Source organism: Paenibacillus plantiphilus (assembly GCF_927798095.1).
Lineage (GTDB): Bacteria > Bacillota > Bacilli > Paenibacillales > Paenibacillaceae > Paenibacillus_Z > Paenibacillus_Z plantiphilus.
This window is the reverse complement of record NZ_CAKMMF010000010.1, coordinates 166,435-181,024: the sequence shown is the minus strand read 5'-3', so window position 1 is coordinate 181,024 and position 14,590 is coordinate 166,435. Positions and strand designations below refer to the sequence as shown.

General features: G+C 50.6%; 13 protein-coding genes. 1 reads left to right on the top strand and 12 read right to left on the bottom strand.

Going from position 1 to position 14,590, the window contains the following annotated elements; all coding sequences use genetic code 11:
• Positions 1-421: 421 nt before the first annotated feature.
• From L6H65_RS11205 to L6H65_RS11180, 6 genes are read right to left on the bottom strand one after another with little or no spacing between them, the layout of a single operon-like run.
• A complete protein-coding gene (locus L6H65_RS11205; protein ID WP_236341896.1) occupies positions 422-1,318 on the bottom strand; it encodes an ABC transporter permease in 897 nt (298 codons plus the stop codon).
• Positions 1,213-2,028 (bottom strand): ABC transporter permease, encoded by an 816-nt coding sequence (locus tag L6H65_RS11200; RefSeq protein WP_236341888.1) that lies wholly within the window; start codon positions 2,026-2,028, stop codon positions 1,213-1,215. The genes L6H65_RS11205 and L6H65_RS11200 overlap by 106 nt, the downstream gene beginning before the upstream one ends.
• Positions 2,025-3,029 carry an ABC transporter ATP-binding protein gene (locus tag L6H65_RS11195; protein ID WP_236341875.1) on the bottom strand — a complete coding sequence of 335 codons (1,005 nt, stop codon included), beginning with the start codon at positions 3,027-3,029 and terminating at the stop codon, positions 2,025-2,027. Before L6H65_RS11195 ends, L6H65_RS11200 begins: the two co-directional genes overlap by 4 nt.
• Before the next feature lie 2 nt (positions 3,030-3,031).
• Positions 3,032-3,601 carry a DUF309 domain-containing protein gene (locus tag L6H65_RS11190; RefSeq protein ID WP_236341868.1) on the bottom strand — a complete coding sequence of 190 codons (570 nt, stop codon included), beginning with the start codon at positions 3,599-3,601 and terminating at the stop codon, positions 3,032-3,034.
• Positions 3,598-4,404 (bottom strand): GTP diphosphokinase, encoded by an 807-nt coding sequence (gene yjbM, locus L6H65_RS11185; protein WP_236341866.1) that lies wholly within the window; start codon positions 4,402-4,404, stop codon positions 3,598-3,600. The genes L6H65_RS11190 and yjbM overlap by 4 nt, the downstream gene beginning before the upstream one ends.
• Before the next feature lie 15 nt (positions 4,405-4,419).
• Positions 4,420-5,520, bottom strand: a complete 1,101-nt coding sequence (locus tag L6H65_RS11180) for a quinone-dependent dihydroorotate dehydrogenase (RefSeq protein ID WP_236341864.1) — start codon at positions 5,518-5,520, stop codon at positions 4,420-4,422.
• A 189-nt stretch (positions 5,521-5,709) separates the two neighbouring features.
• On the opposite strand from L6H65_RS11180, the gene L6H65_RS11175 reads away from it, so the two are divergent.
• On the top strand, positions 5,710-5,850 hold the full coding sequence (locus tag L6H65_RS11175) for a hypothetical protein (protein ID WP_236341862.1): 141 nt from the start codon (positions 5,710-5,712) through the stop codon (positions 5,848-5,850).
• 12 nt (positions 5,851-5,862) lie between these two features.
• On the opposite strand, the gene L6H65_RS11170 is transcribed toward L6H65_RS11175, so the two are convergent.
• From L6H65_RS11170 to L6H65_RS11145, 6 genes are all read right to left on the bottom strand, one after another.
• Entirely contained in the window at positions 5,863-7,209 is a 1,347-nt protein-coding gene (locus L6H65_RS11170) for a L,D-transpeptidase (protein ID WP_236341860.1), read from the bottom strand.
• A gap of 95 nt (positions 7,210-7,304) precedes the next feature.
• A complete protein-coding gene (locus tag L6H65_RS11165; protein ID WP_236341851.1) occupies positions 7,305-8,900 on the bottom strand; it encodes an NHL domain-containing protein in 1,596 nt (531 codons plus the stop codon).
• Between the two features lie 16 nt (positions 8,901-8,916).
• A complete protein-coding gene (locus tag L6H65_RS11160; protein ID WP_236341849.1) occupies positions 8,917-10,845 on the bottom strand; it encodes a FecR domain-containing protein in 1,929 nt (642 codons plus the stop codon).
• On the bottom strand, positions 10,842-12,734 hold the full coding sequence (locus tag L6H65_RS11155) for a CHASE2 domain-containing protein (RefSeq protein ID WP_236341847.1): 1,893 nt from the start codon (positions 12,732-12,734) through the stop codon (positions 10,842-10,844). The genes L6H65_RS11160 and L6H65_RS11155 overlap by 4 nt, the downstream gene beginning before the upstream one ends.
• Before the next feature lie 253 nt (positions 12,735-12,987).
• Complete coding sequence (locus L6H65_RS11150; RefSeq protein WP_236341845.1) at positions 12,988-13,224, bottom strand: ferredoxin; 237 nt, start codon at positions 13,222-13,224, stop codon at positions 12,988-12,990.
• 74 nt (positions 13,225-13,298) lie between these two features.
• Entirely contained in the window at positions 13,299-14,573 is a 1,275-nt protein-coding gene (locus tag L6H65_RS11145) for a DNA polymerase IV (RefSeq protein WP_236341843.1), read from the bottom strand.
• Between the last annotated feature and the right edge of the window lie 17 nt (positions 14,574-14,590).

The following is a 14,590-nucleotide window of genomic DNA, read 5'->3' as shown; positions in this document are numbered from 1 at the left end:
TACAACCGGATCCGCATCCATTCGACGATCGGTTATCTTACCCCGCATCAATGCGAGAAAAGGTACTACGAGCAACACCAGGGCGCTTAGTTTCTGTGTCTACTTTCTTGACAGAGGTACAGTTTTCCTGCTGTAAGCCGGTTTTTCCGCGCTACAGCTTGCTTTCTGCGCGGATGATACGCTGTAAGCGGATTTTTCCGTCTTATTGGCTGCATCGAACATGAGAATCGGCTAATTTTCCTGCTGTAAGCCGGTTTTTCCGCGCTACAGCTTGCTTTCTGCGCGGATGATACGCTGTAAGCGGATTTCCCCTTGATTTTCCCGCCTTACTAGCTGCATCGAACATGGCGAACGGGCTAGTTTTAGTGCAATATGTCGGTTCCCGTGCTACAGCATGCTATACGTGTGATTACGACTCTTCTCAACTGCTCGCGCTCGTATAAGCACGAAGCGCTTGCTTCCATAGGAGCCGTGCGCCAAGGAGGAACAGCGCTGCCAGCAGCATTGCACCTATCGCATGCAGAGAATCCAACCGTCCGACGATCGCCTCTGCGGGAACTGTCGTAACGAGGCCGATGGGCAGCACATACAGCAGAACGAGCCTTAGCGCCCCGCTATAAACCGATGCGGGATATCGCGAGGTTTCGAAAATGGAATGAAACAGGAAGGAGAGATTATCTACTTTAACCGCCCAGAACGACATTACCATCATCCCCGTCCATAACGAATAAATAATGACTAATGCGGCTCCAAACAGCAGCACAAACATAATCAACTCATGCCAAGCAGGGGGACCATCAAGCCGCCAGACAGCATAGCCGGTCAGCGCAAGTCCCAGCCCAATATCTGCAAAACGCCACAGCACCAGATGCCTGAAGCTGACGAAGAACTGACTGTCCACCGGCTTGAGCAGGACAAAATCAAGCGTGCCCTGCCGGATATGCGAGACAAGACGCGACATATTGGGCTGCAGAAACAATTCAATAAACCCGTGAAGCGCATTGAAGATCCCCAGCAGCGCCAGCACCTCATAGAACGACCAGCCGCCAAGCGAGGATGAGCGATAAAAGAACAGCAGCACCGTCAGCACCGACATTCCTAGCGTGAACAGCGTCATCGCAATGTTCGCTAAGAAGTTGGCGCGGTATTCAAACTCCTCAGCCAGACAGGCGTGGAAGAAAGTCCGAAACAATCGATAGATCCGCATCATCATTACCCTCCTGCTGCCCCGTATCGTTTCAAACCGTTCCGCCAAATGAACCGCAATGACAGCGCAAGCAGCAGCAGCCAGCCCGCCTGCCCTGCGAATCCGATCCACACCGTCTCTGGCTCATCCGCCAGCCGGCCTGTCAGCAGGTCCACTGGAAACGCGACCGTGAAGTAGAAGGGCAGCACACGCGCCGCGTCTGCCACCCAATCCGGGAACATCGACAGAGGCGCAATCCGGCCGGACAGAAACATATGTATCCCCTCATATAAGGCGTACATCGCAGTTGCGCGATTGCTCCAGAAAGCCAACAGTCCGAATTGATAGCCAATAACGAAACGAATCGCAGACGATAACGCAATCGCAAGGATAACCAGTCCGATCGTGCCCATATCAACAGGTATCCGCATTGCAGGGAAGAACATTGCCAGCAGCAGCCATGACGGAATCATTAGCATCGCAAAAAATGTTTTATAGACGATATTTCCATTAATACTCCAGTGAATAGGATGAAATGGCCGGAGCAATTTCGCAGAGAAAGTCCCTTCTCTTATATCGCGGTCCAGCTCATACACATCCCATGCCCGTGTCAGACGGTCAACGACCAGCACAGCCGTGAAGTAGAGAACATAATCTGAAGCCGTATATCCGGCGATTGATCCTTCTCCGCTCAGCGATACCCACACGGCAAGACTGACTAACGGCTGGACAAATGCGCCGACCATCCAGATCAACGTCTCGCTTCTATAGGCCATCATGATCGCCCAGTCAGACTTGAAGAGAACGCCATATTTCCGCCAAAATGCAGCTGCCCCGCTCATCTCCTGCTCTCCCCGGCAGCGCCTTCCGAATAAGCAAGTCCTATGACCGACTCCAATGAAGGGTCCTCGATGGTCAGATCAATAACCGGCAGCTCCGTAAGCAGCTTTGCGGATAGTCCCGTCACTTCCTCGCGCGGTCCCTCCACCTCAAGCTGCGGGTAATCGTAGGCCACTACGCGGCCTCCCCCATTGCGAACAGCAGCTTCCACAACCGAAGTATCTATCTTCGCTCCAAGCACAAGCGTTATCCGTTTCATCGGCGAGAAACGGTCGATCAGCTTGCTGATCGCGCCGTCATAAATCAGCTTGCCGTCATTAATAACGAGAACGCGTTCACATAAAGCCGACACATCAGCCATATAGTGGCTTGTCAGCAGAATCGTCGCCTTATAATCCCGATTATAAGATTGAATGAACCGGCGCAGCGCCTCCTGCATATTCACATCCAGGCCAATCGTTGGCTCGTCCAGAAACACGATATCAGGTCTATGCAGCAGCGCCGCGACAAGCTCGCATTTCATCCGTTCTCCCAGAGACAGCTGCCGGACAGGTTTGTCAATAATGAGCGACAGATCAAGCATCTCCGTAAAATAATCAATCCGTTCCTTAAACGATGCTGCCGGAATCTCATAGATCTCTTTATGGATAAGGAATGTCTCCGAGGCAGGAATATCCCAGATCAGCTGGCTTTTCTGTCCCATAACGAGACTGACACGCTTCTTGAACGCATTTTGCTGGCGAAACGGAACAAAGCCGCCGACCTCGATGCGCCCCGAGGTTGGATGCAGCAAGCCTGTCAGCAGCTTCATTGTTGTCGTCTTCCCTGCACCGTTCGGACCGAGAAAGCCGACGATTTGCCCCTCCGGGATATCGAAATTGATCCCGTCTACCGCTGCCACCTCACGATATTCGCGGTGGAACAGGCTCCGCAGCGATGCAACGAAGCCCGGCTGTCGCACATGCACACGGTATATCTTGGTGAGCCCTTCTACATGAATCATCTTTAACCCTCTCCATGAAGACGTTGTTCAAGCGGAATCTGTGCCATGGCTTCAACGAGCTGCCGAAGCTCCTCATCCGTCACAGCGAGACTGAATGACTGAAACGGCGGCGGCGTCTTTCTCTCTCCACCATCCACCGTGTCCGCCGCCGCCTCTGCAATCCCGGCTTTCCCAGCTTCCCCGGCAATTGAAGCTTTCCCGGCAATTCCAGCTTTCCCGGCAATTGATGCCTCTCCTTCATTCACCGCTCCCTCCACCCAGACACGGAGCGGAGCCAGAGAACGCGCCACATCCATTCGCAGCTGACCAAGGTCCAGCCCCATGGCATGATCGGGATAATGCATCAGCTTATTCTCTGCTTGTGTGAACAGCTTCACCGCGCCTGAAAAGTTGTCATTGCGCCAATGGTGCAGACCGACCGCAGCTTGAAGCAGCCCTTGATACAGGAGATTGCGGCCTTCCTCCAGCCACAATTCCTCCATAACCTCATGACATTCATAATAGTCCTTATCCACATTGAACAGGACGACAAAATGAACGAATCGCTCATCATACGACACCTCTTCGCTCATTTCGGATTCCCGCCCCTCTTTGCTCTGGACAGTGCCAGCGCGATATCATCCGAGAGCATGCGAATTCCGCCGGTATCCTCCTTCTCCCACAGCTCATTGAAGCGTAGCTGGAACTGTACCGCTTCTCTCACACGATGGAAGAAGTACAGCTTCTGGATATCGTTCAGCACACTGGAGACGATATTCGACTTCACCTCAAACCCGCGCTGAGCATCAAGAATTTCATTGCGGATGCTCGACATCTCCGTATCGAGCAGAAAAGCGGCCTCAGCCGCCTTTCTAAGTCGTTCCCTTACATCGTCAGGCAAGCTTTCCTGATACTTATAATTGAGCGAATGCTCGATCGTAGCCCAGAAATTCATCGCAAGCGTCCGCACCTGCACCTCAGCCAGCACATTTTTGAGTCCTAGCGAGGTCTGTACAGGGTATTCGACAATCATATGGAAGCTGCGATAGCCGCTGTCCTTATAATTTGTAATATAATCCTTCTCATATACGAGCGTTAAATCTTTGCGAATCCGAATCATTTCGGCCACTCTATGAATATCCTCGACAAACTGGCACATGATGCGAATGCCTGCTATATCCTCAATGCCGGTCTCGATGGCGTCCATCGGAACCTGCAGCCTTTTCGCCTTTTCCAGAATACTGGAGGTCCGCTTGACTCTGCCTGTAACGAATTCAATCGGTGTATAAGCTTCTCTCGATTTCAGCTCCGACCGCAGCGTTTTGAATTTCACTTTCAATTCCTCTACTGCTTGCTCATATGGCTGCAGAAACAGGCTCCAGTCTCTACCGTCCATCCAGCCGCCTCCTATCTATTTCCGATGATCTGCACCGACCGCTTCCAATATATGATGATACCCGTCTCTACGCAATCGCTCCTTCAACCCTTTAGCCAATTCCCGAAGCAGCTCAGGCCCTCGGTAAATAAGAGCCGTATAAACCTCAACCAAGCTTGCTCCCGCGCGAATTTTATCGTATGCGTCATCAGCAGTAAAAATACCGCCAGAACCAATAATGGGCAGCTTCCCGCCGGTTTGGCGGTACACCGCACGGATAACCTCCGTCGTTCGCTCCTTGAGCGGCTTGCCGCTCAGACCGCCGCTTTCCTTCGCATTGTCATGCGCCAGTCCCTCGCGGCTGAGTGTTGTATTCGTTGCGATGATGCCCGATATGCCGCTCTGAGCAATCGTATCCACCGTATAGCCCAGCTGTTCATCTGTCATATCAGGTGCAATCTTAACAAGCACATGCTTGCGCGCACCGCCGTGAATGCCGCTCTGAATCTCCATCTCTTCCATAACCGTACTCAGCAGCAGGCGCAGCTCATCCCCATGCTGCAGCGCTCTTAGATCAGGCGTATTCGGCGAGCTGATATTGACTACAAAGAAGTCGCCGTATGGATACAGCTTCTTGAGACATTCCCGATAGTCCTCATGTGCCAGCTCATTGGGCGTAACTTTATTCTTGCCGATATTAACCGCTACGGGTATGCGGCGTTTCTTGCCGGCAGCCAGACGCGCTGCCATGGCATCAGCGCCTTCATTATTGAAGCCCATCCGGTTAATGAGCGCTTCGTCGGAGGGAAGACGGAACAAACGCGGCAAGTCATTGCCCGCCTGTCCCCTCGGCGTTACAGTCCCCACCTCTGCGAATCCCAAACCAATATTTGCAAACATATCAACTGCCTTCGCATTCTTGTCCAATCCCGCCGCAAGTCCGATCGGGTTGTGAAAATGCAGGCCGAATAAATCCAACGAAAGCTCCCTGCTCTCTGCCACACCATACATCCCTCGTGAAATGGCCGGAATGCCTGGAATTTTACCGGCTGTGCTTAGTCCATTAATAACCAGATGATGCGCTTTCTCAGGGTCAATACGAAAAAAAATGGGCTTTCCTATTTTGGAATACAACAACACGTCTCACTCCGATCTGGATGTTAACTCTATGCATCAGTTTAACGCCTTTGGCAGCAAAAAGAAAGAGCGCAGTCTGCATTTGCAGCACGAATGGAGCGCTCCAAATTGAATTCAATTGCAGCCTGTCCCGTAAACGGTTACAATATCAATATATGACTATAATGCATTAGAGAAAGGTTGGTCCCTATGAGTCAAGCAAAGAAAAAACCGCCCATTTTGAAAAGCAAGCCAAAAGAAGAGGTCAATAAGAAAGCACTTGTATGGATCGGCTCCATACTTCTTCTGATCGTTGTCGTAATGGTGATATTGCTTATTCTTGACAAATAAAGCTGCGGTCATCTACAACCAACGGTATATAACAGCGGGGTTCGTCTCGTCCTGCATCGGCTGCAATTGGAAACGCTTTGCAGCCGGTGAACCGGATTCGGGAAGAGCCCCGTTTTTAATCGTCACCTTTGTTCCAAGCGGAACGAGATCATAGAGCTCTTCAACATCCTCCTGCAGCATTCGTACACAGCCCAGAGACTCGTCCTTGCCAATACTGTCAGGCTCATTTGTTCCATGAATTGCGTATCTGGTCCCTGACAAGGTCATGCCTCTGCTGCCGAATTCCCCGTCATCCCGCCCGTTCGGATTTTTCACCTTCTCACTGATGTAGAAGCTTCCGTCAGGTGTTTTCTCGCCGCCCAATCCGACTGGATAGCTGCGGACAATAACATCGCCGCTCACTACTGCGAGCCTGTAATTCGCCGTATCAACCAGGATGGATAGCGGATGCTCAGGCAACGCATCTGCTCCTGTACCGGCTTTGCCGCTCTTGGATCCTGCCTTGCCGCCTCCTGTGCTGCCCTCGGCTTGCGCAGCTGCCTTTACTTCCTTCAACAGCCCCCCGAATATGGTGCGCATATAGCTTGTCTCGCCAGCAAGCACATTGTTGGGGTAAGGTCTAACCATATCCTCAAGCTTGGCCGGCCATCGCTTGAACATCTCGTGATATTGCATGATCCCGCTTCTCAGCGTCCAGCGCTGCTCCTGCGCTTCGCTCCACTGGTTGAACTTCTGATAGGCTTCTGTTGCATCCGCTGGCTGGCAATCACAGGTGAGCGCATCATGCAGCCCAACATCGAATGCTTCTCCAGAGCCTTGGCGATTAGCGGAGAAAAGCACGCGGGTCGCCCCTGTCCATTTGCGCCAATTCCCCTGTTGCTCCAGCATGACCGCCAAACCATAAGCCGGAGGCTTCGCCCCTTGCTCTATAATAGCTCCGAGCGCTCTTCCGAGCGCCAGATCTGTCGTCGGCTTCACGAATACAACCTCCATCCGATTATCGGAGGATTCAGAAGCAGCCATCGGCAATAGATCCGCCTGCTCTACATTGTCGCCAGAGAAAGGATTGAGTGTCATAATGCCTAACACCAGCAGGGCAATCAGCGCCGCTCTCCCGAACAGCCTCTTCATCTGGCGCTTGCGATTCCATTCTGCGATCAACTGCTTCGGTTCCTTGGCCAGCGGATGGCGCTTCCTCTCATACGCCTCATAAATACTGCCCGCCTGAAGGAAGCAATAATTAGCTTTGGCTTCCTTGTCTTCGAGCATGTATTGTTTGCCGAGCAAGTACCATGCCATCTGGTTATCAGGATGGTTCTGCACATATCGCTTCAGATAAGACATGTCCTCGTGCTCCATCCTTATCCCCCCCTTGGCTACCTTTATACTTTATATATCGGCAAAAAGCCGCCCGATTTCGCATCGGACGGCAAATTTAGCAAAGAAATTTGAAATTACAGCTGTTTGTCACGAATCAGAACAGCACGTATGTCAGGCAGCCACTGCACATCAAGCCCGATCTCCTCAGCAAAGAATCGTACTGGCAGATAGAGACGACTGTCCTTATTAACAGGTGCTGATGCCAACTTAATCGTCACTGATGCTTGTTCATCTGCCGTTTTCACCACAGTGGACACGCCCTCCTGAACTTCATAAGACAGCGAGCCTCGTGTCAAAGTCGTTTTGCCCTTCGAATAGCTCACTTTGAAGCCCAGCTTCTCAGTGAGGACACGCAAAGGAACGAAGGTCGTATTATTGACGATAAACGGTGCTGCATCGGTTGGGATGACAGCATTCCCGTAAAGCAGATGAATGTCTTTGCCGCCTTGCACACCTTGAGGCACACGGTATGGCTCCACGATTCGAATCATATTGTTGCCCCCGTCAGCAACCAGGAAGGAGCCGTTGCCCGACCACTCGACATCAACAGGACGATTGAATTCCGCAGCCGCAGCCAAGCCGTTTCCTCTGCCCGCTTCTCCTGCTACCCCTGCTACTGTCGATACCTTGCCATCCTTCAAGTAGCGAATGACATGATTAAGTGAATCCGCAATGAGTACGCCGCCATCCGAAGTGACCGTCAAGCCGCGCGGCGCATGGAACCTCGCCTTTGCCGCCGAACCATCGGCATATCCGCCCTCCATATAAATCGCGTTTGCTTCATATCCAGCCGATGCCCCTGATTCTCCTCCAGCCACCGTTGCAACTGTACCAGCAGCAAAGTCGATATAACGGATACGCTGATTGCCCGTATCGCTAACATACAGATTGCCCTTGGAATCAAGCGCTAATCCGCTCGGCTCATTGAACTTCGCACTGCTCAGCGGACCATCTGCATAATCGCCAACCGTATCTACACCGCCTGGCGCATATTCCACAACACGCTTCGAAGCCGCATTAAGCGTCGTCACTTTGCCGTCTTTTATTTGACGAATAACATGGTTCAACGTATCCGCTACATACACGGCTCCATCGCTTGATACCGCTACATCAAGCGGAGAGTAGAAGGTGGATTCTTCCACGCTGCCGTCCTTATGGCCGAATAATCCATTGCCGGCAATCGTCTTGACAGAGCCGTCCAGTCCAAGGACACGAATGGCATGATTGTCACTGTCTGCAATATATACCGTGCCGTCTTTAGCGCGCGCAAGTCCTGAAGGCGTATTGAAGGCTGACTCCTTCACCGGTCCGTCGGCCAACGCACCAACGGGCAGATTACTATCGTCAACTCCGAGCTCCACTCCCGCTGCTGTTCCGACCGTACCCTTATCCACTACACGCAGCAGCTGATTCCGGGAATCGGCTACCAGCAGCGAGTTCTTCGCAGCATCGTACAGCACCGAGCGCGGTTCGCGGAATGCTGCGGCCAGGCTTTCGCCGTTCTTGAGCTTATAATCTCCCTTGCCGGCAAATGTCCGTACCTCGTAAAGAGATTTGTTTTTTAATACTGAATCTGCCGAGCCTGTCGTTTGGGCAGCTCCTGCTGTTCCGATCGTGGACAATGACACCACAGCAGCCAGCGCTAACGAAATCATTCGTGATTTTTTCATTATCTTACACTACTCCTTATAGTAGAAGTTGCATGAATTTCACTTGAAGCGTCAAGCTTCCGCCAGTCGAAACAGCAATTGGATTGCCCTGCTCATCAACAGCTACAATTTTTACAATCTTAAATGACACGGGCACTGCATCTTGACTGTTTGGTGCTTGGGAACGATGAAGGACAAACGGCAGCTTCACCACTGTCTTTTTGCCATCCACCTCTACCGCATTGCCCTTGAATTTGGTTACCGAATACACCACTGTGCTCTTGACATTGGCGTCAAGGACACGAATATCATCAACACTATCTGCATCGCTCACTGATGCGCCCTCAGGCTCAACCTTGAAGACGCCTCCTCCAGCACGATATTGCAGTGCAGTCGTCGGATTATTGAAGGTAGTATAATCAAATGCCGAATAGCTCTTGTCATACTCTACAACTACCTGATAACCATAAATACGCTTATCGTTTGTAAAACCGCCCAATTCAACGTCAATATCAACGGGCAGCGACATTTCTGTCACCGTCGCATTGCCGCTCGCATACGCTGAGCTGCTAAACTTCAGGCTCACCGCAGGAGCAGTGCCGTTCGAGCCACCGTTCGAGCCACCACCATTCGAGTTGCCATTCGAACTACCGCTGCCCGTATTTGGCTTCGAAAGTGGAGGCAGCTCATTGTTTGCTCTGTTTTCATCGAATTTCTTCTTATCGATTTCGTTAAGTCGGTCGAAGAAAGCCTTCGCAGCTGCCTCCTTCTGCTTTTCCAACTCCTTTTTGTTCTCTTCTTTCTTTTTAGCCGCTTCCTCCGCTTTATCTTTCAGCGCCTTCGCTAGCTTGTCAAAATTATTTTTTGCCGCTTCGCGCTCTTCCTTCAACTTCTGCTCCTGCGCTTTCCGCAGCTCATCCGCTTTCTTCTGCTTCTCCTTCTCCTGCAAGGTCAAGTCGAACTCTGCCTTCTTGTCTATGTCGACTACTTTCATTCCTGCAGCAGCATTGACCCCATCAATTAACTTCTTGATTTCCGCTTCATTCACTTTGTTATTATTAATCGCCTCTTGGGCAATCAAGGAGACCATAATATTAAAATTATTCGTAATACGCTGCAGATCAGCATCTGTGATCAATCCGAGTGCTGCCATTGCTTCTGGCGTCATACCCGACTGACCATTATTCGCCATGCCATCTTTCATGCTGTTCAAAAACTTCTCTTGCTCTTTTCTAATATTTTCAGCATCTTCAATGATTTTTCTAATAATTTCCGGATCAATCGATTTAATAAATTCATTAATATTAATAATGGATATCGAGGTTTCTATACCCTCTTCAGCGCCTGCCTCAGTAATTTGCTGCGTCGGATAGATGAACACGCCATTATTCATTCGCTCATTCATGTTTTCATTATAACGATCGGCGCCCGATGTCGCCTGTACTACACCAGATGCAACAAATGTTTCTGTAAGACCTGTTAAAGGATTTACAAAGATGCCAAGCTGTGTTCCTCTGACACCCATAATAGAGGTTGGCGTTTCAACCTCAAACTGGTCGTTCGCATTTGACACCGACTTCACCTTCAGCCAGAGCGAGCCAGCCCACACACTCATTTTCGTTTTGGTGCCGCTTGTATCCTTGAGCTTCGTGAAGTTTACCTGAGAGCTTGCGCCGATCGTTACGTTGTCTTTGTCCGCGTCCTCGCTTGACAGCTCCAGCTCTACAGAGCCATCCTTGCCTGTCGAGATTTGATCCCCTTCGTTCAAGCTCATATTTTTGAATGCCTTGAACGTTTTGGAGCCACCTGACTTCAGAACGGTTACAGAGCCTTTCAATGACTTGACAATAGCCACCCTCATCTCCTGTGCGGCTGATACCCCATCAGCGCCAGCGAGCAGCGCTGCAGGACCTGCAATCAGCGTCAGACACAACGCCATTAGTAGAATCCGATTCATTGCTTTCATTCCTCTCCATCTCTCCTCTCAATAGAAGCGCTCTCCACATCGACTGCTCCCACTACCTCTGTTACGAGAACGGGCTTCTCTTTTCCTTTGACCTTAATCTCACCGATCGATTCGGTTTTGAAGATGCCTTGCACTCGCGCCAGCGTCTCTTCGCTTATCAGAATCTGTCCGGGCTTCGCATTCGCTTCAAGCCGTGCGGACAGATTGACCGTGTCGCCAATGGCTGTATAATCCAGCCGCAGCATCTCAGAGCCGATATTGCCTACTACGGCCGGTCCGCTGTTAACGCCTACACCGAATCTTACGGGTACGCCGATCTCCCGCAGGCATCGTTCCTCCAGCTCAGCGGATTGCCGCTTCATCTCAAGCGCTGCGCGCACCGCCATTTCCGGATGGTTCGGCTGCGAGATCGGCGCGCCGAATATCGCCATCACGCCATCACCAATAAATTTGTCCAGCGTTCCATTGTATTTGAATACGGCTTTCGTACAGATGTCCAAATATTCATTCAGCACCTGAATAACCTGCTCCGGCTGAAGCTTCTCCGACATCGGGGTAAAGCCGCGAATATCAACGAAAACAACGCTAATATCCCGCCGCTGTCCCCCCACCTTCACCTCTTCGCCGGATGCGAGCATCTCGTCAACGACCGTACGCGGCACGAAGCGGCCGAATATGTTAGTAACTCTGCTCCGTTCCTTCCTCTCGGTCACATAATGCATCACGACTGTAAAGATGAACATCGACGAAAGCGATAGAAACGGATATGTAACTGCAATGAAATAATTCTTCATGAAATAGCTTAAAACCCAACCGCTCAGAAACAAAAGGGCTACAGCTCCGTAAACGGCAAATGCTTTAATGCCCGTAAATCGCTCGAACAGCAGTAGCGATAGCAGCGTCATCGCGATAATAATAGAATAATTGACCGGAGCTGACGCTTTCGTAAGAAACTTCCCTGCGACGAGTGACTGGACCATATTCGCATGAATTTCTACCCCGTACATTTTCAATGTAGTGCTCAGCGGCGTTAAATACTCATCCTGAAGACCTGGAGCATAAGGACCGATAAGCACAACCTTGTTCTCATAGTAGGCAGCATCTATTTCACCCGTGTATACGTCCACGAAGGACTGGGAATCATAGCCCGTCTGCAAAGTGATCTCTTCTCTAGGCTTTGTATAAAATTCCGTAGCAATCTGGCTGCGATTGTTCAGTGGAATTCGCTCTGTACCCCGATACCAAGCCGATTCCTTCTCCTTCCATTGAACCTGGTTCCCCGCATCAAGCAGATAGTTCGCCAGCTTCACGCTAAAAGCCGGAACCACCTCTCCGTCAGTCGCTTCCAGGCCAACGGTCAGCATACGCACCGTGCCATCGTTATCCTGCATGACATTTATATGTCCAACCTGATTGCGTCCAGCGCCAATTGTATCAGCCGGATACAGGATGGATTCGGTTTCCATCTCACCTGGCGCATTCTGTCTGGCTTTAAAATTAAAGACGACGGGCAGAATAACATTCGGGTATTTGCGCATTACCTCTGCCATCATCGCATCACTATCGGGATTATTGCCCGGCTCTGCAAGCACAACGTCAAGCGCGATTGCCTTGGCGCCGGCTTCAGCGAGCATCGTGATCAGCTCTGCGTACATGCCACGGTCCCATGGGAACTGTCCCAATGCTTCAAGCGACTTCTGATCAATCTTAATAATATTAATATCGGTGTGCGGAGCTCGTTCCGCATCTGATTGCACCATAACTCTGTCCTGCAAGGCGGACTCCAGCATGTTCAGCGAGCCCCCTGTGCCAAGACTGTACAGGAATGACCAGAATAAGCAGATCAGCACACACGCGGCTGTAGAAATCAGCCATTTGCGCTTAAGCATATAGTCCCCCTATCCTATTATTCAGTTTGCTAGAATAAGTCCATTCACCTTCTTCTATTCTAGTTCAAATTTACAAGCAATGGCAATACAAACATGTCGAATATGCCATATTATTGTCGAAATTAATCAGATAATAATACCTTGCAGCAGAGTGATTTTCCAATAAATGCTATAAAAATAGAAGAACCCCCTCTCGCGTCGATAGAAACGAGAGAGGGGGTTCTTCTATATGGCATGATGCATGAACCTTATATTAGTTGTTGAACGCTGCATCAGCGATTTTGATGGAGTCCGTTGGACAGCCGTCAGCAGCATCCTGCAAATCATCATATAAATCTTCTGGAATTTCAGTATTGCCCGTATTGCCATCATTAGCGTAGATTACTTCAGCAATTCCTTCATCATCGTAATCGTAAATGTCTGGTGCAGTCGCACCGCAAGCTCCGCAAGCAATACAGGTATCTTTTTCAACCCAAGTAAACTTCGCCATTGTATTCCCTCCTATTAATGCGCAAGCATGTCAGCTTGCCTCTCATCCTTATAACAAATACTAGCCTTCACTCATTATAACAAATGCTCGTCCGTTTGCAAGGATGTACCGCGAATTCTCTTATTGCGAATTAATGCCGATGGATCATCGCCAAGCATCCCTGCTGTGAGTACAGCATCCTCGCCAAATTTGTCCCTCAGCATATCCATTGCTTTCGTCAGCGCTTCCTTCTTCGGCTGCTCCTTGTAATCAAACAAATCCAGCTGTACAGCAGTCTCATCGCTCCGCGACAGACTTTGCAGCGTTATTCCAAGCAATCGCACAGGGCTGCCCTCACGCCAATGCTTATCGAAGAGCTTGCAGGCCTCCCGATGAATATCAGCTGTTGTAGCCGTCGGAACAGAAAGTGTAATCGACCGGTTAATGGTAGACATATCCGGCTTGCGCACTACAATTTGCACCGTCGACGCCATCAGCTTCTGTCGGCGCAGCCTTCTTCCCGTCTGATCAGCCAAATTCAGCAGCACCCGATGCGCCTCATCCCGATCTGCAACGTCCTGCGGCAGCGTCGTTGTATGACCGATTGACTTGTTCTGCTCGCGCGCTTCATGAACAGGTGAATGATCGATTCCATGAGCAGCCGCCTTCATCCAGGAGCCCATCACTCCGAACTGCTTAATAAGGAACGCTTCCTCTGCAGCTGCCAGTTGGCCGATTGTCGTAATATTGAGCTTCTGCAGCTTCTCCGCCGTCTTGCGACCGATGCCAAACAGAGACTGGCATGGCTTATGCCAGAGCAGCTTCGGCACGTCCCGAATGCGAAGCACGGTAAACCCATTAGGCTTCTGCATATCGGAAGCCATCTTCGCCAATAGCTTATTAGGCGCGATACCGATTGAGCTTGGCAAATTCCAATCGCTAAGAATACGGCTTTGAATCGTTCTGGCAATCTCCAGCGGCTCGCCGAACAACGAGGAGCCCGTAATATCCAGATAGCATTCGTCAATGGAAGTGACCTCGACGAGCGGCGTATACTTTCTTGCAATGGACAGGAACCCGCGTGAATATTTGCGATACAGATCAAAATCAGGGCGAATAAGCATCAGTTCAGGACATATATTCAATCCCTGCCGAACGGTCATCCCTGTTTTGACCCCCCTATTGCGGGCCGTATAGGATGACGTGACGATAACACCTTTGCGAAGCTCCACGCTTCCCGCAACTGCTGTCGGCTTCCCCTTATATATATGCGGCTCTTCTGCTTCGTGAACCGAGCAATAGAACGCATTCATGTCCAAATGAATGATAATCCGGCCTTTGCCTGTTTTTTCAGGCTCATCCGCATTCATATTCCATACCCTACCGG